At 73.4% G+C, this 18,788-nt stretch carries 14 protein-coding genes; 11 read left to right on the forward strand and 3 right to left on the reverse strand.

Annotation, left to right across the window (positions count from 1 at the left end):
* Nucleotides 1-326 precede the first annotated feature (326 nt).
* The 3 genes from ACIRP2_RS12200 (at nt 327) to ACIRP2_RS12210 (ending at nt 4,143) form a co-directional block, all read left to right on the forward strand.
* Nucleotides 327-1,538 (forward strand): NADP-dependent malic enzyme, encoded by a 1,212-nt coding sequence (locus ACIRP2_RS12200; protein WP_404249057.1) that lies wholly within the window; start codon nt 327-329, stop codon nt 1,536-1,538.
* 200 nt (nt 1,539-1,738) lie between these two features.
* Nucleotides 1,739-2,704 (forward strand): zinc-binding dehydrogenase, encoded by a 966-nt coding sequence (locus ACIRP2_RS12205; RefSeq protein ID WP_404249059.1) that lies wholly within the window; start codon nt 1,739-1,741, stop codon nt 2,702-2,704.
* A gap of 32 nt (nt 2,705-2,736) precedes the next feature.
* Nucleotides 2,737-4,143, forward strand: coding sequence for a cellulase family glycosylhydrolase (locus ACIRP2_RS12210; RefSeq protein WP_404249061.1), 1,407 nt, complete (start codon nt 2,737-2,739; stop codon nt 4,141-4,143).
* A gap of 244 nt (nt 4,144-4,387) precedes the next feature.
* On the opposite strand, the gene ACIRP2_RS12215 is transcribed toward ACIRP2_RS12210, so the two are convergent.
* Complete coding sequence (locus ACIRP2_RS12215; protein WP_404249063.1) at nt 4,388-5,371, reverse strand: helix-turn-helix transcriptional regulator; 984 nt, start codon at nt 5,369-5,371, stop codon at nt 4,388-4,390.
* A gap of 1 nt (nt 5,372) precedes the next feature.
* Nucleotides 5,373-6,230, reverse strand: coding sequence for a DUF4097 family beta strand repeat-containing protein (locus ACIRP2_RS12220; protein WP_404249065.1), 858 nt, complete (start codon nt 6,228-6,230; stop codon nt 5,373-5,375).
* Between the two features lie 163 nt (nt 6,231-6,393).
* Between ACIRP2_RS12220 and ACIRP2_RS12225 the strand changes: the two genes are divergently transcribed.
* Nucleotides 6,394-7,284, forward strand: a complete 891-nt coding sequence (locus ACIRP2_RS12225) for a hypothetical protein (RefSeq protein ID WP_404249067.1) — start codon at nt 6,394-6,396, stop codon at nt 7,282-7,284.
* Between the two features lie 63 nt (nt 7,285-7,347).
* Here the strand turns inward: ACIRP2_RS12225 and ACIRP2_RS12230 are convergent, their stop codons facing one another.
* Complete coding sequence (locus ACIRP2_RS12230) at nt 7,348-7,530, reverse strand: DUF6104 family protein (protein WP_003961784.1); 183 nt, start codon at nt 7,528-7,530, stop codon at nt 7,348-7,350.
* A gap of 196 nt (nt 7,531-7,726) precedes the next feature.
* Between ACIRP2_RS12230 and ACIRP2_RS12235 the strand changes: the two genes are divergently transcribed.
* The 7 genes from ACIRP2_RS12235 (at nt 7,727) to ACIRP2_RS12265 (ending at nt 18,730) form a co-directional block, all read left to right on the forward strand.
* Complete coding sequence (locus ACIRP2_RS12235; RefSeq protein WP_404249069.1) at nt 7,727-8,482, forward strand: CU044_2847 family protein; 756 nt, start codon at nt 7,727-7,729, stop codon at nt 8,480-8,482.
* The gene (locus ACIRP2_RS12240) at nt 8,479-10,590 is read left to right on the forward strand and encodes a trypsin-like peptidase domain-containing protein (RefSeq protein WP_404249070.1); all 2,112 of its coding nucleotides are present in this window, start codon (nt 8,479-8,481) and stop codon (nt 10,588-10,590) included. The genes ACIRP2_RS12235 and ACIRP2_RS12240 overlap by 4 nt, the downstream gene beginning before the upstream one ends.
* A 106-nt stretch (nt 10,591-10,696) precedes the next feature.
* The gene (locus ACIRP2_RS12245; protein ID WP_404249072.1) at nt 10,697-11,728 is read left to right on the forward strand and encodes an AAA family ATPase; all 1,032 of its coding nucleotides are present in this window, start codon (nt 10,697-10,699) and stop codon (nt 11,726-11,728) included.
* Nucleotides 11,729-11,735: 7 nt separating this feature from the next.
* Entirely contained in the window at nt 11,736-15,323 is a 3,588-nt protein-coding gene (locus ACIRP2_RS12250; protein ID WP_404249074.1) for an SAV_2336 N-terminal domain-related protein, read from the forward strand.
* A gap of 428 nt (nt 15,324-15,751) precedes the next feature.
* Nucleotides 15,752-15,949 (forward strand): FxSxx-COOH cyclophane-containing RiPP peptide, encoded by a 198-nt coding sequence (fxsA, locus tag ACIRP2_RS12255; protein ID WP_404249076.1) that lies wholly within the window; start codon nt 15,752-15,754, stop codon nt 15,947-15,949.
* A 238-nt stretch (nt 15,950-16,187) separates the two neighbouring features.
* Complete coding sequence (locus tag ACIRP2_RS12260; RefSeq protein WP_404249484.1) at nt 16,188-17,345, forward strand: FxsB family cyclophane-forming radical SAM/SPASM peptide maturase; 1,158 nt, start codon at nt 16,188-16,190, stop codon at nt 17,343-17,345.
* Nucleotides 17,342-18,730 (forward strand): aKG-HExxH-type peptide beta-hydroxylase, encoded by a 1,389-nt coding sequence (locus ACIRP2_RS12265; RefSeq protein WP_404249078.1) that lies wholly within the window; start codon nt 17,342-17,344, stop codon nt 18,728-18,730. Before ACIRP2_RS12260 ends, ACIRP2_RS12265 begins: the two co-directional genes overlap by 4 nt.
* The last annotated feature ends 58 nt before the right edge of the window (nt 18,731-18,788 follow it).

The raw sequence follows: 18,788 nt of genomic DNA on the forward strand, positions 1-18,788 counted from the left end.
GATTTCATCTCCGCGCCGCAGGATCTGCGGCGCGTCTCGACTGGTGGACGCCATTTCGCCGGTAGGCCGACTTGTCCAGATATTCGACTATGAGTCACATCACCGCGTCGAGATGGACTCGTCGGTCACGCGGTCCGTCGGGTAAAAAAGACCTTTACACCCCTCATCCGGGGCTCAGGACGCGTGTGCGGCGCGTCCGCGCGTACGTATCTCTCCCTGCCGGGGCGGGCCAACCGCCGACGCGGGGAACGTACGCGGTGCCCGCCCACCCCTCCTCAACCAGGAGTGGCCACCCTCAAACGATGAAGACTTAAGGGGTCAACACCATGGCAGCGGAGATCGTCAATCCTCGCAGCGACAGCACCACCGACAGCGCCACCGACGAGCCGTTCGATCCGGCCTTCGCGCTGCACCGCGGCGGCAAGATGGCCGTGCAGGCCACCGTTCCCGTCCGCGACAAGGACGACCTGTCCCTCGCGTACACACCTGGCGTCGCCAAGGTGTGCAGCGCCATCGCCGAGAATCCCGAGCTGGTCCACGACTACACCTGGAAATCGCAGGTCGTCGCCGTCGTGACGGACGGCACCGCGGTGCTCGGTCTCGGAGACATCGGCCCCGAGGCCTCCCTCCCGGTGATGGAGGGCAAGGCGATCCTCTTCAAGCAGTTCGGCGGTGTCGACGCGGTGCCGATCGCGCTCGCGACCACCGACGCGGACGAGATCGTCGAGACGGTCGTCCGCCTCGCGCCCTCCTTCGGCGGGGTGAACCTGGAGGACATCTCGGCGCCGCGCTGCTTCGAGATCGAGCGCAGGCTGCAGGAGCGGCTCGACATCCCGGTCTTCCACGACGACCAGCACGGCACCGCGGTCGTGACGCTCGCGGCCCTGCGCAACGCCGCGAAGTTGTCCGGCCGGAACCTCGGCGACTTGCGCGCCGTCATCTCCGGCGCCGGCGCGGCCGGAGTGGCCATCGCCAAGTTCCTGCTGGAGGCAGGGCTCGGCGATGTCGCCGTGGCCGACCGCAAGGGCGTCGTCAGCCGGGACCGCCAGGACCTGACCGACGTCAAGCGCGAGCTGGCCGAGCTCACCAACCGGGCCGGGATCTCCGGGACGCTGGAGAGCGCGCTGGCCGGTGCGGACGTCTTCATCGGCGTCTCCGGCGGCACGGTGCCCGAGGCGGCCGTGGCGTCGATGGCTCCCGGCGCGTTCGTCTTCGCCATGGCCAACCCGAACCCCGAGGTCCACCCCGACATCGCGCACAAGTACGCGTCCGTCGTGGCGACCGGGCGTTCGGACTTCCCGAACCAGATCAACAACGTGCTCGCCTTCCCCGGTATCTTCGCGGGCGCCCTCCAGGTCCGTGCCTCCCGGATCACCGAGGGCATGAAGATCGCCGCGGCGAACGCGCTGGCGGACGTCGTGGGCGACGAGCTCGCGGCGGACTACGTGATCCCGTCGCCGTTCGACGAGCGGGTGGCACCGGCCGTGACGGCCGCCGTGGCCGCGGCGGCCCGCGCGGAGGGCGTGGCCCGGCGCTGAGGTCCGGGGCGGGGCGCGGGGTACGCCCGCACCCCGCCCCGCTTTCTCCCGCAACCGGGGGCCGTACCCGGCCCCGCGCCCCGTCGCCGCGGTGGCCCGTTGTCGCCCGGTGCGGCGGAACACCCCGGCGGACCCCGCGCGGTGCGCGTCACACCCGCGGCCGGTTACGCCGGCCCGTGCCCCGGCCTATCGTCGAGGCCATGTTCGCCGCCTACGCATCCCGCATCGACCGCGACCAGCCCCTCAACGGCCTCGAGCTGGGTGAGCGCCCCGCCCCCGAGGCACGACCGGGCTGGACCACCGTCGACGTCCGGGCCGCCTCCCTCAACCATCACGACCTCTGGTCCCTGCGCGGCGTCGGTCTCGCCGAGGACAAGCTGCCGATGATCCTCGGCTGTGACGCCGCCGGGATCGACGAGGACGGCAACGAGGTCGTCCTGCACTCCGTCATCGGGCAGACGGGCCACGGCGTCGGCCCGAAGGAACCCCGGTCGATCCTCACCGAGCGCTACCAGGGCACCTTCGCCGAGCAGGTCACCGTCCCCAGCTGGAACGTGCTGCCCAAGCCGAAGGAGCTCACCTTCGAACAGGCCGCCTGTCTGCCGACCGCCTGGCTCACCGCGTACCGGATGCTCTTCACGAACGCCGGGGTGCGTCCCGGCGATTCCGTCCTCGTCCAGGGCGCGGGCGGCGGCGTCGCCACCGCGGCGATCGTGCTCGGCCGGGCGGCCGGGCTGCGGGTCCATGCCACCAGCCGCGACGAGGCCAAGCGCAAACGCGCCGTCGAACTCGGTGCGATCGAGGCGTACGAGCCCGGCGCACGGCTGCCGGAGCGCGTCGACGCGGTCATCGAGACGGTCGGCGCCGCCACCTGGTCCCACTCGGTGAAGTCGCTGCGGCCCGGCGGCACGCTCGTCATCTCGGGTGCGACCAGCGGTGACCGGCCCTCGCACGCCGAGCTGACCCGGATCTTCTTCCTGGAGCTGAAGGTCGTCGGCTCGACCATGGGGTCGAAGGACGAGCTGGAGGACCTGCTGGCGTTCTGTGCGACCACCGGAGTGCGGCCCGTCGTCGACGAGGTGCTGCCCCTGGACCGGGCCCGCGAGGGCTTCGAACGGCTGGAAGCGGGCGGTCAGTTCGGAAAGATTGTGCTCACCTGCTCTTGAGGTGTGCGGGGTGAGCTGTTCTCATCTGCGCCATGCGAAAGCGGATGCGGATGGGCAGCGTACTCACCTCGGTCGTCACCTCGCTCGTGCTCGCGGCGGGGGCGCTCGCCCCCGCCGCCGACGCGCGCCCCGTGCCGCCCGACCGGACCGGCGTCCCCCGCCTCACCGACGACGAGGGCCGTACTCTCACGCTGCGCGGCTGGAACGTCGAGGACAAGGCGAACCGTGGTGACCAGGCGCTGACCGCCATCACCGAGAAGCACTTCCGGGATCTGCGCGCCAAGGGCTTCGGATTCGCCCGGCTGCTCATCTTCTGGGACGACCTGGAGCCGCGCCGGGGCCAGTACAGCGTCGCGTATCTGCGGCGGATCGACCGGGTGCTGGGCTGGGCGCGGAAGTACCGTGTCCACGTGGTGCTCGACGCCCACCAGGACGTCTTCGGCCCGGCGTTCGGTCATCGCGGCATCCCGGCCTGGGCGACCCGCACCGATGGCCTGCCCTTCACCCCGCACCCCGACGACTGGTTCGCCGAGTACTTCGAGCCCGCCGTGCAGCGGGCCTTCACCCACCTCTACGAGGACCCCGATCTCCAGCGCGCCCAGGCGCGGATGTGGAAGGTCGTCGCCGACCGTTACGCACACCACCCGGCCGTCCTCGGCTACGACCTGATCAACGAGCCGATGGGGGAGATCGAGGAGGGGGAGGACCTGGCGACGGCCGCCCGTCGCATCGAGTCCCGGCAGCTCACCCCGATGTACAACCGGCTCGCCCGCGCGGTCCGCTCGGTGGACCGGACGAACTGGCTGTTCGTCGAGCCCACCCCCGCCGTCGGTGAGGGCGTCCCCACCGGACTGGGGGCGATCAGGGACCACCGGACCGTCTACGCACCGCACTTCTACAACACCGCGATGGAGGCGGGCGCCGACTACGATCCGTCGGAGGGCTGGATCGAGTCGTACGAGGCGGCCGTCACCGCGTACCCGGAGCGGCGGCACATCCCGGTCGTCGTCGGCGAGTGGGGCCCGCTGAACAACACGCTTCCTCGGATGGGCCGCTTCTACCAGGACGCGATGGCCTCCCTGAGCCGCTACACCTCGGGCTGGGCCGGCTATGTGTGGTGCTACGGCGGTGGGTACTGCGCACTCGACAAGGACGGCGCCTTCGCGGCGAACAAGGAGCGGACCGCCACGCCGTACGCGCCCGCCGTCGCCGGAACCGTCCACTCCGACACGTACGACGACGCCACCGGCGTCTACCGGCTCTCCTACACGGCGGGCCGCCGCGGCACCACGGAGGTCTCCCTGCCGCCGACCGCGGGGAAGTGGCGGGTCGCGGTGAGCGGCCGGGCCCAGGTCCGCAGGGACGGGGGAGAGGTGCGGATCCGGGCCCGTGAGGGAGCGCACGTCACGGTCACGGTCACCCGGACGCCGCGCGGCTGAACCGGACTCGGCGGCACGGGTCGCGAGCGGAAGGCGGGCTGAGAGGCCCCAGGGGAGACGGGGGACGGGAGGGGCCGGAGCGGCGGGGCGGCGGAGGCCGGGGTGCTCCCCGGCCTCCGTGCCGGCCCCTCGCCCGCCGGTCGGGACTCCGTGCCGACCCTTGTCCCGTGCCGTTCCCCGGTCCGTGCCGGTCTCTGTTCCGTTCCGGCTCTCGCTCCGCGCGGTCCCCCTTCCGCGCCGCTCCCTACTTTCCGCCGTCGGTCTCCTTCCGCAGCAGCGCTCCGATATGGGCCGCCGCCGTCGACAGATGACGGCGGGCCTGCGTCAGTTGCTCCTCGGTGACGCCCCGGTCGCGGGCCGCGTCGCGGATGTCGTCGCGGAAGCGGTCGAGCAGGCGGTCCAGGTCACGGGCCGGGTCGCCGGTGGAGGCGGTGTCCTTGCCCCACTCGGGGTCTGCGTCGGCGGGTTCCGGCTTGATGTACGGGGGCCAACCGCCCGTCCTGGCGAAGCCGCCCAGCTGGCCGGTGATCTCGGCCAGCCCCTCCCGCACACCGGTGGGCCAGTCGCCCCGCGCGAAGTGCTCCTGGACCTGGCGGGCGGCGTTCTGCATCTGCTCGCGCGCCCTGTCCTGGGCCTCCTTCGCCTGACGGCGGGCCTGCTGGGCGTCCTCACGGGCGCGACGGGACTCGTCCTTCGCCCGGCGGGCCTGTTCCTTCCATTCCTGCTTGGCCTTGCGCAGCTCCTCCTTGGCGGCGCGCCACGCCTCCTTGTCGCCGAGGTCCCCGAGGTCGCCGAAGACGGACTCCCAGTCACCCGTGCGGCCGGAGCCGGTCGAGGTGTGCCTGGTCTCGTGCGCCGCGGCCCGCATCTCGCTGCGCAGCTTGCCCGCGGCGCCGCGTACGTCGTCCCGTATCTCGGCGGCCAGTTCGGAGACGGAGTCCCGGATCTCCATCTCCAGATCGGCCAGTTCGCCGGTGCGGCCCGCCAGTTCGGCACGGCCCGCGTCGGTGATCGAGTAGACCTTGCGGCCGCCCTCGGTGGCGTGGGTGACGAGGCCCTCGGCCTCCAGTTTGGCGAGGCGCGGATAGACCGTGCCCGCCGAGGGCGCGTACAGACCCTGGAAGCGCTCCTCCAGGAGCCGGATCACCTCGTAGCCGTGGCGCGGGGCCTCGTCGAGCAGCTTGAGCAGATAGAGGCGGAGACGCCCGTGGGCGAATACGGGAGGCATGTCAGAGCACCTTTCCGGTCGGGGCGGCATCGTACGGATCGTCCTCGGCCGGTGGACGGCGCAGCAGGGCGATCGCTCCCGAGACGGTCGTCGCCCGCAGCTTCCCGGTCCCGGCGCCGAGCGTGCCGGTGATCTTCTTCGCGCCCCACTGTCCGCTGACCCGCAGATCCTCGAAGCCGTTGGAGACGGCGCCGCTCGCGGTGTTCGCCTCGACCTTCGCGTCCGCCGGGTGCGGCAGTCGGATGGCGACCTCGCCGGACACCGTGGTGAGCCGGACGTCCGTGGGCTTCCCGGTGGGGTCCAGGTCCAGCACCATGTTGCCGCTGACGGATTCCGCGCGCACCGAGGCGCCCGCGCCCTCGACGACCGTCAGGTCGCCCGAGACCGTCTGGAAGTGCAGCTCTCCGGTGACCGACTGCGCCTCCACGCTGCCGGAGACCGTCTCGGCCCGGACCGGGCCGGCGAGTCCGACGAGCGTGGTGTCGCCGGTGACGCCCCGCACGTCCGTACGCCCACGGATGCCGGAGACCACGGCTCCGGCGCCGACCACGCCGACCTCCACCGCCGCCCCGGCCGGCACGGCGAGCGAGACGACCGCGCTGCGGTGCCAGCCCTTGCGGTCGAACCACGTGAGGAAGCCGTTCCACGGCAGGCCCTCGTACGTGACCGTGAGGGTGCCCTCCTCCTGCGTCACGATCAGCGGCGGTCCCTCGATCGAGGAGACCTCCAGCCGGGCGGTGCGCTCCTCGGTGCCGACGACGTTGACGGCGCCCCCGACGATGCGGACATTGAGTGAGGTCACGGGGTCGTCGAAGGTCAGTTTCCGGGGCTCGTCGATGGCCCATGTCGACACAGGCATGGTTCTGACCTCCTGGGACACTCCGTATGACGCAACATATCGCGTCTCTTGCTGAACACGATATATCGCGGATCGGAGAAGTCAAGGGAGGTGGTGACGGCGCCGGTCGGTCCATGGGGCTGAATAGCGTCGAACAGGGGCGAATTGCCCTAGCGTGTGAGGCATGAACGCGACATCCCCCGTGGGGGCGCTGCTGCTGTGCCGTGCCGAACCCGAGAACGTGCGGACGGTGGCCCATCTGCTGCGCGAGCGGATGCTGCTCGCGCCCGCCGGGGACGGTTGGTCCGTCCTCGTCCCCGAGGGAAGGCCCTGGCGGAACGGTGGCGAGGGGGATGTGGACGCGGAGCCGGTCGACCGGGTCGTGGCAGGCTGGGCCGCCGCGCTCGCCGTCGGCTCGACCTGGCCGGTCCTCGCGCTGTGGTGGGACGGCGACCGGGCCGGCCACACGCTGGCGTACGGATTCCGCCGCCCGGTCGGCTACGTCTGGCTCGCGGACGGCACCCCGGTCGGGGAGGACGAGGCGATGCGTACGTTCGCCGAGGGGTTGGGCCTCGACCCCGTGCTGGATGTCCAGGCGCTCGAAGAGCTCACCCGCGCGGACCCGGACGCCGATGCCCGCATCCGGCTGCGCGGGCTGCTCGCCGTCCTCACCCGGATCGGGCTCGACCTCCCGCCCGGCCTGGACCCGGACACGCCCGGCGACCGGCTGTACGCGGCGGCCGACGGCCGGCCGGATGCGGAAGCGATCAGCTGGACGGGCCGGCGCGAGGCGGTGCGGACCGGACCCGACGCGGTCGGGAACAGCCGCCTCGGTCCCTGGATGCGCGGCCCCAGGGCTCGGGCTCTGGGCGGCGCCCAGGTGGCGGCCGGACTGCCGCTCGCCCTCTGGGGGATCGGGCACCGCAGCGGCGGCTGGGCCCTCGCCGGGACGCTGCTGACGGTGCACGGGGCGCTCGGCCTCGCGTACGACCGCTTCAGGGCCGAGGATGCCGGGGCCGTCGCGGCGGACCGATCCATGACCGGGCCGGGTCGGTCAGTGGTCGCGACGGACTGATCCGTGGCCGGCACGGACCGATCGAGGGCCGGAAACGAACCGGTCAGGGGTGGAGCGGACCGGCTACTCGTCCTCGTCCTCGTCGTCGAGGCGGGCCAGCCAGGTGGCGAGGCGCTCGACCGGCACCTCGAAGTCGGGATTGAGATCGACGAACGTCCGCAGCTGCTCGGCGAGCCACTCGAAGGTGACCTCTTCCTCGCCTCGCCGCTTCTCCAGCTCCTCGATACCGCGGTCGGTGAAGTACATGCGGCAAGCCTAATGCCTGGTGACAGCCCCACGACGGCCGGGAGCGCGCCCTCGGGCGCGGTCCGCCACGGCCGCGCGGGGACACGGGGAACCCGCCGAGAACCGGTCGGCGGCGTCCCGGCGTCATGGTCCATGTGTCTCGCATCGGCCGCGTACTGCCGTTAGCCTGCGGGTAGTTGGGGGAAAGGGGGGTTTCATGGGTGACAGCGAGGCCCGCATCACACGCATCGAGATGCCGGACGGCACACCGGTCTGGGCGCGGATCTCCGGGGCGGAGGAGCTGGCCGAACCCGTCCGGGGTCCGGCTTTCACGGACATCGGGTACGGGGACCTCGCCGAGCGCGTGCAGGCCCGGGTCGAGAGCCTGCAGGCGGTCGTGACCAGCGTCGCGCGTTCGCTCGCCGAGCCGCTGCGAGCGGTGCGGCCCGACGAGGTCAGCGTCGAATTCGGCATCGAGCTCACCGCGAAGGCCGGCAAGGTCGTCGGTCTCCTCGCGGACGGCGAGGCCAAGGGCGGCATCAAGGTCACGCTGACGTGGAACGGCGGGGGTCCGCCCGTCGATCCACCGATCCCGGCGCAGAGCGGGGTGCCGGCGGTGGGGCAGGGTGCGGCGCCCCCGCCCCGGCACGCCGCACCGCATCCCGCCCCCGGCGGGCAGGCCGCGCCGTACGACCCGCCGCGGCCACAACCCGTCCCGCCCATGCCACCCCCGCCCTCCTCGCCACCCGGGCACCCGCCCGTGCCCGCGGCACCCCCGGCGGCGACCTCGGATCCGGGCGCGTCCCCGGCGACGCCGGACGCAGTCGCGCCCGCCGTGCCACCGGACGACGGAGCGTCCGCGGGGACGACGCCGGATGCGGACGCCCTTGCGGGCCCTCCGGGCGCCGGTGCATCCACCGGCGCACCGGCGCATCCCGACGGGGCCGGGCCGGGCACCGGAAGCCACTCATGACGCAGCCGCCGGGCAGGGGCGCAGGGGGCGGCTCGGAGAGTACGTACCGTGCGCTGGCGGGCCTCGTGATGGCCGCGACCGTACGCATCCATCGCCCGGAGCCCGGGTATGCCCCTGACGGATCCGACCGCGGCTTCCTGGGGAGCGGCTTCTTCATCGCCCCGAGCTGGGTCCTCACGTGCGCGCACGTGGCGATGGAGGGGGAGGGGCGTCAGGTGAGCGTGGTGTTCAAGCCGGACCCCGGCAGCGCCGAGACCGCGGTCGAGGGGACCGTGGTCGCCGCCCTGCCCGAGGGCCGTCACGGCCCGGCCGGGCCGGGCGGGGTGCGGGTGCCGACCCCCTCGGGCGGCTGGCCGGCCCCCGACCTCGCGCTCATCCGGCTGCTGAGACCCGTCGAGCACCCCTGTGTGTACGTCACCGAACGACCGGCGGGCATGTTCGGCGGCGGCTCGGTCCTCTACACCGGCTGGACCGGCGGCGGATCGGGGCAGCTGACCCGGTTCAGCGGGCGCTGCCAGGTGATGGGCACCTTCGGCGACTGGGCCGAGGACGACGAACAGATGCGTCTCGACGGCGACCGGATGTACCCGGGCCTGTCCGGCGGACCCGTGGTGGACCTGGCCCGCGGCGAGGTCGTCGGCGTACTCAAGTCGCGATCGGACGGCACGACCGGCGGGACCTCGATCGGTGTCGAGCGGCTGCGTACGCTGCCCGTGCCGCCCGGGGCCGTCGCCACCGAGTCCGACGACCCCTACCAGGCGGTGTTCCACGCCCACGACCGCTACCACGCGGACCGGCACGGCAGCCCGGTCGGCACCGAGCGGACCTGGGCCGACCTCCAGCGCGAACTGGGCGCCGGCGCCGGGCTCGCACTCAGCCCCCAGCAGCGCGTCGACCTGCTCGGCCGACTCGCCGAACTCCCGCCGCCGCTCAGCACCCGCAGCCTTCTCGACCTCCTGGACCGGCTGCCCGACACCCACCCGACCGAGCACCACGCGGCGCCGCGCGGCTGGCGCGACGGACTGGGGACGCTGTACGACGCCCCCGGCGGCGACAGCGCGCTGGAACTGATCCTGCGTTACTGCATGAGCGCCCTCTCCGCCGAACGCCCCTACGTCCTGCCGTCCACCCGACTCGCCGAGGACTCCCTGTGGGACTGGGTGAAGCGGATGGCCGAGGACCGGCTCTCCCGCAAGTTCCGCCACGAGCTCGCCGGGCTCCGGCACAACGGCCGCCTCACCCCCGACCGCGAGCATCTGCGCACCCCGGCGCCGGTACTCGAACCCACCAGGACCCGCGGCGCTCCGTGCGTCCTGCTGCAGCTGGAGCCGCGCGGCTGGGAACGGGACCGCTACGACTGGCGGATCGGCGTCGTCCAGCACACCGGGGACGTCCTGCCCGTCGCCGAGGACAGCCGGGGCACCGCACCGGAGGCTCTCCCGGTCCGCCTCGCCGGGCCGCTGGCGGAGGCGTTCCGGCGGTGCGACGCACCCGACGACCCCGCAGTGCTCCAGGTCGCCGTACCGCAGTCCCTCATGGACCTGGAGGTCGACGGATGGCACGTGCCGCCGGACGGGCGGCCGCTCGGGGTGCTGCGCCCCGTGGTCGTCCGCCGCCTGGACCACCGCCCGCGGGCGGCCGACGACGGCCCCGACGAGCGCGAGGCCCGCTGGAACCGCACCATGACGGCCCCGATGCAGGCCGCCGTCGTCGACTGCGAGGACGGAATGCGGGTACCCGTAGCCGTGGTGGAGGAGCTGCGCGGACTGGCGTACGAGACCGTCCCGGTGCTCTGCAGATACGGGGACCGGCCCGACCCGGAGACCGCGGCCGGTCTCGGACGGGTGCTCGACGGGGGTTTCGGGGTGGCCCTGTGGCGGCGCCGGGCGGCCGAGCCCGCCGCCGTCTGCGCGGATTTCCACCGGCGCGCCGCCGAGTCGGTCTCCGGGGCCCGTACGGCCGATCAACTGCCGAAGAAGGTCCATGAATTGAGACGCGGGGTACGTGCGGGCCGTACGGAGACGTACTGGTCGGACGGCGTCGCCCTCTACTGGGACGACCCGCACCACCCACTGCCCGGCTCCGACCAGTTCCTGGAGGCGCCATGAGGGACGACCGCGCCGACCGGACCCTTACGGGGCGTACATCGGATCGCTACCGTGATGCACGGTCGACTGCTTCCCCTGGCGGACGAGTGACGACGAGGAACACGCTATGAGTGAACCAGGCGAGTGGCTCATCTACCGAGGGGCCGGCGAACCGCACGAAGGCATCGAGCAGTTGCCGCCCCCGCCGCCGTGGCGGGACTTCGCGGGCCGTGGTGCGTCGGAGCCCGACGGGCGCGGTGGCGACGGATCGGCCGACCGTCGCCTCGGGGGCCACCGGCACCTCGCAGAACTCCATCGGCCGGGTGCCGAAGAGCTCGAAATGATCAATGCCGCGCTCTATCTGCGCCGCCCGCTGCTGGTCACCGGCAGCCCGGGGGCCGGTAAGAGCACGCTGGCCCACTCCGTCGCCCATGAGCTGGGGCTCGGCCGGGTCCTGCGCTGGCCCGTCGTCAGCCGCTCGACACTCCAGGACGGGCTCTACCACTACGACGCGATCGCCCGGCTCCAGGACGTGCAGATCGCCGCGCACGGCGCGGCGGGCGGGGCGACCGGCGTCGAATCGGCGGAGAGCGTCGGCAGCTACATCCGGCTCGGGCCGCTGGGCACCGCGCTGCTGCCCTCGGACCGACCGCGCGTGCTGCTCATCGACGAGCTCGACAAGAGCGACATCGATCTGCCCAACGACCTGCTCAACGTGCTGGAGGAGGGCGAGTTCGCCATCCCCGAACTGGAGCGGATCACCGACCGGCTGCCCGGCGGCGAGGCGGAGGTCCTCGACGACGACGGCAACAAGGTGAAGGTGCGGGACGGCCGGGTGCAGTGCCGGTCCTTCCCGTTCGTGGTGCTCACCAGCAACGGCGAGCGGGACTTCCCGGCGCCCCTGATGCGCCGCTGCATCCACCTGGAACTCGGCCGCCCCGACCACCAGCGGCTCGCGACCTTCGTCCGTGCCCACCTCGGCGACGAGGCGGCACGCTCCGGGGACGATCTCATCGCCCACTTCCTGGAACGCTCCCGCAGCGAACTCCTCGCCACCGACCAGCTGTTGAACGCGATCTATCTCACCGACGCCGCCGCGCCGGCCGGCCGCGACCGTCTCGCCGATCTGCTCATCCAGCGACTCGACCGGCCGAGGTGACGGGCTGATGGCCGGCGGTACGGCACGGCCCGGACCGGATGGCGGGCCCGGTCCCGACGACGGTCCGGGCGAGGGCGTGGGTCCTCACGGCGAGGTGCGGGACGAGGCCGCGCGGGATCAGGAGGCCCAGGTTTCGGGACCGGCCTCGGGACCGGTGCCGGAGACGACGTCGGAATCGGCTTCGGGACCGGCGCCGCACCCGGATTCCCTGCCGTACGACGGCGGCCTGCTGCCCGTGTTCGTGGCCCGGCTGCGCGAGGCCGGGCTCGACCCCGATGCCGAACAGCTCTGCGACGCCCTCTGGCTGGCCCGCTGGACCCGGCACCCCGACGCGCCGGACGACGAGGACGACGAGGCGGGGCCGCCGCTCCGCTTCGAGCGGGCACGGGAGAACGGGGAGGACGAGCGGCCCACGTCGCCGGTGACCGGCCGCGACGAGGCCCGGGCCCCCGTGGCGGACGAGGACGAGCCGGTGGAGGAGCAGGGCCCCGGGGGCGACGACCGGCGGATCCACCTCTACCCCGTGCCCCGCACGGGGCCACCCGCCGGTCGCCGTCCGGACGCCTCGGGCGGGCGCGCGCGTGGTGCCATCGGCGGAGGGCGGGCGAGGCCGCTCTCCCTCGGCGTGCCCGCCGCCCCGGCCCTGCCCGCGCCGCTCGAACTCCAGCGGGCCCTGCGCCCGTTGCAGCGATACCGCCCGGCGGCGCCCCCGTTGCGCCGCGCCCTCGACGAGACGGCGACCGCGGAACTCAGCGCCCGGTCCGGCGGGATGATCATGCCGGTCTTCCGCGGCGCGTCCCGAGGCGAGGCGCTTGTGCAGTGCGTCATGGACGCCTCGTCGTCGATGCTGGTGTGGGACCGGATGTTCGGAGAGATCCAGCAGATATTCGGCCAGTTGGGCGCCTTCCGGGATGTTCAGGTGCGCTATCTGCACCAAGGCCCCGACGGCGCGGCCGCGGTGAGCCGCAGCCCCGATCCGGTCGCCGCACCGCTGAACTCCGCGGACCGGCTGAGCGATCCGACCGGCCGCCGTGTCACCGTACTGGTCAGCGACTGCGCGGGTCCGCTCTGGCACAGCGGCCGGGCCCACCGTCTGCTGCACCGGCTCGCCCGACAGGCGCCGACGGCCGTGCTCCAGCCCCTGCCGCAGCGGATGTGGAACCGGACCAGGCTGCCGGTCACCTACGGTTCGCTGTCCCGCGGCGAGGGGCCGGGCGGAGCCGCCGTACTGAAGGTCACGGAACATGCCGGTACGGGACCGGCCGTGCATCCGGGAGCCCTGGCGATCCCCGTACTCCCGCCGGTGGAGGGCGCGTTGGCGGCCTGGGCGAGGCTGCTGTCCGGTACCGGCGCGGGGCGGATCTCCGGAGCCGTCGGCTGGGTGCGGGCCGATCAGCCCGCGGCGGCCGCGCAGCGTCCCGGTGACGGGCTGTCCTCGCTCCAGTTGGTCAGCCGCTTCCGCTCGGCGGCCTCCCCGGGCGCCGGACAACTGGCCGTCTACCTCGCGGCGGCCCCGCTGTACCTGCCGGTGATGCAGTTGGTGCAGCGCACGATGCTGCCCCACTCGGGGCCGTCCGAACTCGCCGAGGTGCTGCTGAGCGGGCTGCTGTCACGGAGCAAGGGCGAGGACGGCGCCGAGGACGGCGGCCAGTGGTACGAGTTCGCGCCCGGAGTGCGGGAGGCGCTGCTCGGCCCGCTGGGCCGGGACGAGGCGCTGCTCGTGCTCAAGCACTGCTCGCAGTACATCGAGCAGCGCTTCGGAAAGGGCGGGCCGAACTTCCCGGCCCTGGCCTTCGCCCAGCTCGGCGAGGGCCGGTACGGCTCGTCGCGGGCCACCCCCACCATGGACGGCACGGGGAGCGGCTCGCCCGACGGGGAGTTCGAAGAGGGTGACGAGAACGGGGAGGGCGGCACAAGCGGCGGGTCGCGCGTCCCGCACCCCTTCGCCGAGGTCGCGGTCCGCGTACTGGAGCGATTCATGCCCCTGCCCGAGCAGTTCGTGATGGAGACCGGCCAGGACGCCCACCGCGGCTCCGTCCAGACCCCGAACGCGGCGGTGGAGAGCGCCCGCGTCCTGGTACGGCACTTCGAATCGGACAGCATGGTGCAGTACCTGATCGACGCCGTGCAGTTGCTGCGGGGCGCCACGGAGCGCGAGGAGCAGCCGGGCGCCGACCCCGAGCTGTGGGCGGAGTACTCGCGCTGCGTCCTGCGGCTGTGGGAGGTGCAGGGGGACGCCGAGCTGCTCCGCGAGGCGGAGTACGCCGCCGAACGGGCCACCGCGCACCCCGGAGCGGTGCGCGAGCGAGCCGTGCTGGCCAAGGTGCTGCACGCCGCCGCGGACGACCGGAGGCGGCGCGGTGACCGGCGCGGCGCACTGGAGCTGCTGCGCCGCGCCGACCGCGAGTACACGGCGGCCTGCTCGGACCCCGGTCTGGAACCCGCCGAGGCGCTCCGGCTCACCCTGGAACGGGTCCGGGCCCTGGAGGCACAGTGGAGGCTCGACGGAGACACCGCTCTGCTGCAGGCCGCGTACGGCATGCTGGAGGCGTTCGCCGATGTCTGGCCCGACCAGGAGAACCGCCCCACCGCCCTGCCGCTGGCCCACGGCCGTACCCTGCTGAAGCTGGCCGGGGCCACCGTCGACAGCGAACAGTCCCGGGTGTACGCCGGACAGGCGGCACGCTCCTTGCGGACGGCGTTCGAACAGGGCGGCGGCCGGCACACCATGGGAACCGGGGTGCGCATCCTGCTGGACCTCGTGGACGCCCTGCTCGGCTCGGGCGAGGAACCGGACGAGGCCGCGACGCTGATCGAGCAGGCCCTGGAGACCGTGCGGGAGCAGCGGCAGCGCGCCCTGCTCCAGACCCGGGCGGGCCGGGTCCGCGTCGCGCGTTACGAACACACCGGCGACCCGGACGCCCTCGTCGAAGCGGCCGACTGGTTCGCCCGCGCCGCGCGCGGTGTCCCGCGCGACTCGCAGGCCCACGCCGATCTGCTCGCCGAGTGGGGCGGCACGCTGCTGCGCCGCGCCCGACTGCCCGACGGACGCGCGTACATCGGTGCCGCGGTACGGGTGTTGCGGGACTGCCGTACGGAGACGGCGACAGGGGGTACACGCCAGGCCGAACGTCTGCTGATGCTGGGCCGGGCGCTCATGCTGCGGCACCGGGCCACCGAGGACCGGGTCGACCTGAGGGAGGCCGAGCATCTCTTCGGGCTCGCCGCCCAGGAGGCCGCCGATCCGCTGACCGCGGCGCGCTGCTGGCTGGAACTGGGCCTGTCCCACCTGGACGCCTCCCGGGTCCTGCGACGTCCGGCCCGGCTCGACGAGGCGGCCGAGGCGTTCCGGGACGCTGCCGAGGCGGCCGGCGCGGCAGAAGTGGAGCTGGAGAGTCCGCAACAGCGCCAAGAAGCAGTCGAGTTGGGTGCTACAGCCAACCATTGGCGGGGTATGACCTACGAAAGGGCGGGACGCCCCCGGGCCGCACGCGAGGCGTACCGGGCGGCCCGCCAGGAATGGCGCAAACTGCCGGACGGCGGCGGCGCGGCGGGCGAGTCGACCGCCGAGCGGCTGGCGGAGCTGGAGCGCTGACTGCTCGACGGGACAGCACCAGGGTCCCTCGTTCGGTCGGGCAGGATCGGCGCGGCACGGTGCCGGGGAACGCCAGCCCGGCATGATCCGAGCGAGAGGCCCGGGCGACCCGGCGCCGGGGTGATGTGTGCCGTGTGCGACCGGCGTACGACCGACGCCGGTCGGCGGCGCCCGCGGCCAGGCGTATGCCCGGCTGTGCGGGGCATCGGTACAGGAGCGACAGGTGCCCATGGCTCGCATCGACGCCACGGGCGGGCGCGCGGGCACTCTTCGTGAACGCGGCAGGGGCGAACGGGGTGCGGGCGGCGGCAGTACGGGTGCCGGTGCCGTGCCGGCAGGGACACGCGGTCAGGGACGCGGGCTCGACGGGATGTGTTCAAGGGCGAGCACGTCACCGGCGGCTCGATGCGGCAGTACGGGGAGACATGATGAGCGAGTCGATACGTGACGGCGGGCCGGACGACGGACGGTCCAAGGGGACGGATGCGCTGCCGGATCTGCTGGAACTCGATCTGGAGGCCCTGCGGACGCTGAACCACCCGGTGCTCTGCGAAGTGGTCGCGGACCTGCGCGGCCGGGCCGAACAGCCGCGGGAGATGCTGTGGGGATTCACCAACGCCTTCTGAACCGGGGCGCCGGGGTGCCTCTCCGGAAGGGGACGCATGATTTCGGTCCGGGTACCGGTTGAACAGGACATCGTGGTCCGGGACCGGTTTGCCCGCGCAGCAGGCCAGGGATACTCGCTCCGGGCCGGCGACGGGGGCCGGTCCCGGAGACGTGCAGCACGGGGGTGCCGGAGTGTCTCGACAGGCGACGCCGCACACGCCCGGACGTCCGGGGTCCCACGCCGACGGCCGAACCCCGCTGCCCTTCGGTCAGTTCATCGTCAAGGTGCACGGCCGCTGCAATCTGGCCTGCCGCTACTGCTACCTCTACGAGGGCCCGGACCGGACCTGGCGTGATCGCCCGGCCGCCGCCGCACCCGCCGTTCTGGACCGCGCGGCGGAGCGGATCGCCGAACACGCGGCGGCCCACGGACTGAGCGGCGCGGCCCTCGTCCTGCACGGCGGCGAACCCCTCCTCGCGGGCGTCGACCGGCTGGCCGCCCTCTCCGACCGGGTACGCGACCTGGTGCCCGCGGACTGCGCCGTCCACGCCACCGTGCAGACCAACGGCACCCTGCTCACCGATGCGCGCGTCGCCGCTCTCGCCCGGCACGGCATACGCGTCGGCATCAGCCTCGACGGTGGTCTGGCCGCCCACAACACCCTGCGCACCGACCGCGCCGGACGCCCCTCCTGGCCCGCCGCCTCGCGCGGCGCCCGGCTCCTGGCCGACCGGTACCCCGGCGCGTACGCCGGCATCCTCACCGTCGTCGACCCCCGGACCGACCCGATCGAGACGTACGAGTCGCTGCTCGCCCTGCGCCCACCGGCCCTGGACCTGCTGCTGCCGCACGGCAACTGGTCGAACCCCCCGCCGGGACTGCCCGTCGCCGGAACGACCCCCGCAGGGCCGGGATCGGGCCGCCCGACCCCGTACGGCGACTGGCTCACCACCGTCTTCGACCGCTGGTGGCGGGCCGGACGCCGGGAGACGCGGGTGCGGCTCTTCGAGGAGTGCCTCGCCCTGCTGCTGGGTCTGCCCGCCGCCACCGAATCGCTCGGCCTCGACCCCGTCAACGCCGTCGTCGTCGAGACCGACGGGACGATCGAACAGGTGGACTCCCTCAAGTCCGCCTACGACACGGCCGCCGCCACCGGGCTCGACATCTTCCGCCACACCTTCGACGACGCCCTGCGCCACCCCGGCATCGCCGCCCGTCAGGCAGGCGCCGCCGCGCTCGCCGACGCCTGCCGCGCCTGCCCGCTGCTGAACGTCTGCGGTGGCGGCCACTACGCGCACCGCTACCACGCGGCCCATGGCTTCACCAACCCGTCGGTCTACTGCGCCGATCTCGAACGGCTGGTACGCCACATCGCGGGCCGGTTGTCCGACGCAACCGCAGGAGAACACCGATGATCCCCCCACTCCCGGACCACGCTCTCCAGGAACTCGGCCGCACCGAGGGCGGAGCCGACACCCTCCGCCTGCTCGTACGCGACCAGGACACCCGACGGCTCCTCCTCCTGCGTGCCGTGCTCGACGCGGCCGAGGCGGCCCCCACGACCGTCTGCCCGCCCCGGCTGCTCGACCGGCTCCGTCAGGACTGGGCTCTGCTGGAGACGGCGGAACGCGCCGACCGGGCCGCCGTGCGCACCGTCCTGCTCCACCCCCTCGTCGGCCCCTGGGCGCAGCGCTGTCTGCGCGGCCTCGCCGGTGCCGGTTCCCGAGCCGAACTCCACGCGGACCTGGACCATTTGAGCGCTCTGGCCGCCGCGGCGGCGATCCGCGCGGGAACCGTGTTCTCGGTCCGCCTCGTCGCTCACGGCAGGCTGCTGTCCCTGCCCACCCTGGGCGCCCTGCGCACGGACCCCGGACCGGTCGACATCGCCTTCTCCGACGGCGACCTGACGATGCGTGCGGTCGGTGGGCCGCCCCTGACCGCACACGCGCAACCGGACGGAACGACCTCCACGGCCGACCCGCGCTGGCTGCCCGTGTTCGCCCTGCCCGCCGTGCCGGGCGGTGTCGGACCCGTGCCCCTGGACGACGTCGATCCGTACCGCACCGGCGGGGACGGGCTCCGGCGCCACGGGCTGAGTGCCGCCACCCACGTCGACGACCACGAACGCAAGGCCTGGGCCGAGTCCTGGTCCGGGGTGGCGCCCCTGCTCCGTGTCGGCGGCGCACACCGCCTCACCGAAGCGGCCGTCCTGCTGCGCTGTCTGGTGCCGCTCGGCCCGCCCCCCGGCTCCGCGCCCGTCGGCGCAGGCACGGCGCACTGCAGCGGCACCAGACGCGAGGCGTTCGGCGCCGTCCTCACCAGCAGACCGGCCACCCCCGCCTACTTCGTCTCGACCCTCGTCCATGAACTCCAGCACACCAAACTGGCCGCCCTCGGCTCCCTCGCACCGCTGCACCACGAGGACGCGACGCCGCGCCACTTCGCGCCCTGGCGCTCCGACCCGCGGCCCTTCGACGGCCTTCTCCAGGGCGCCTACTCGCACCTCGCCCTCGCCGACTACTGGCAGCGGTTCGCGCTCGCCGCGCGGCGTGTCACCCACCGCGACCTGGCGTGGGCCGAGCACGCCCGCTGCCGCGAACAGGTCGGTGCGGTGCTGCCCGTCCTGGCGGGATCGGCTGCCCTGACCCGTGAAGGCCGGTTGCTGGTCAACGAGATGATCACGCTCTACCACCGTCTGGACGATTGTCCGCCCCCGACGGGTCATCTCGCGCGGGCACAGGCGTACGTGGCCACCACCAAGGTGATATGGCAGCAGAGGAACGGCTCGCGAACACAGTGAACAGCCCCCGCGACAGAGGTCGGAGCGACCATGCTCCGGTGTATGTTGAAAAGGCTCG

It is taken from the genome of Streptomyces sp. NPDC101194, from assembly GCF_044767885.1.
Taxonomy (GTDB): Bacteria; Actinomycetota; Actinomycetes; order Streptomycetales; family Streptomycetaceae; genus Streptomyces.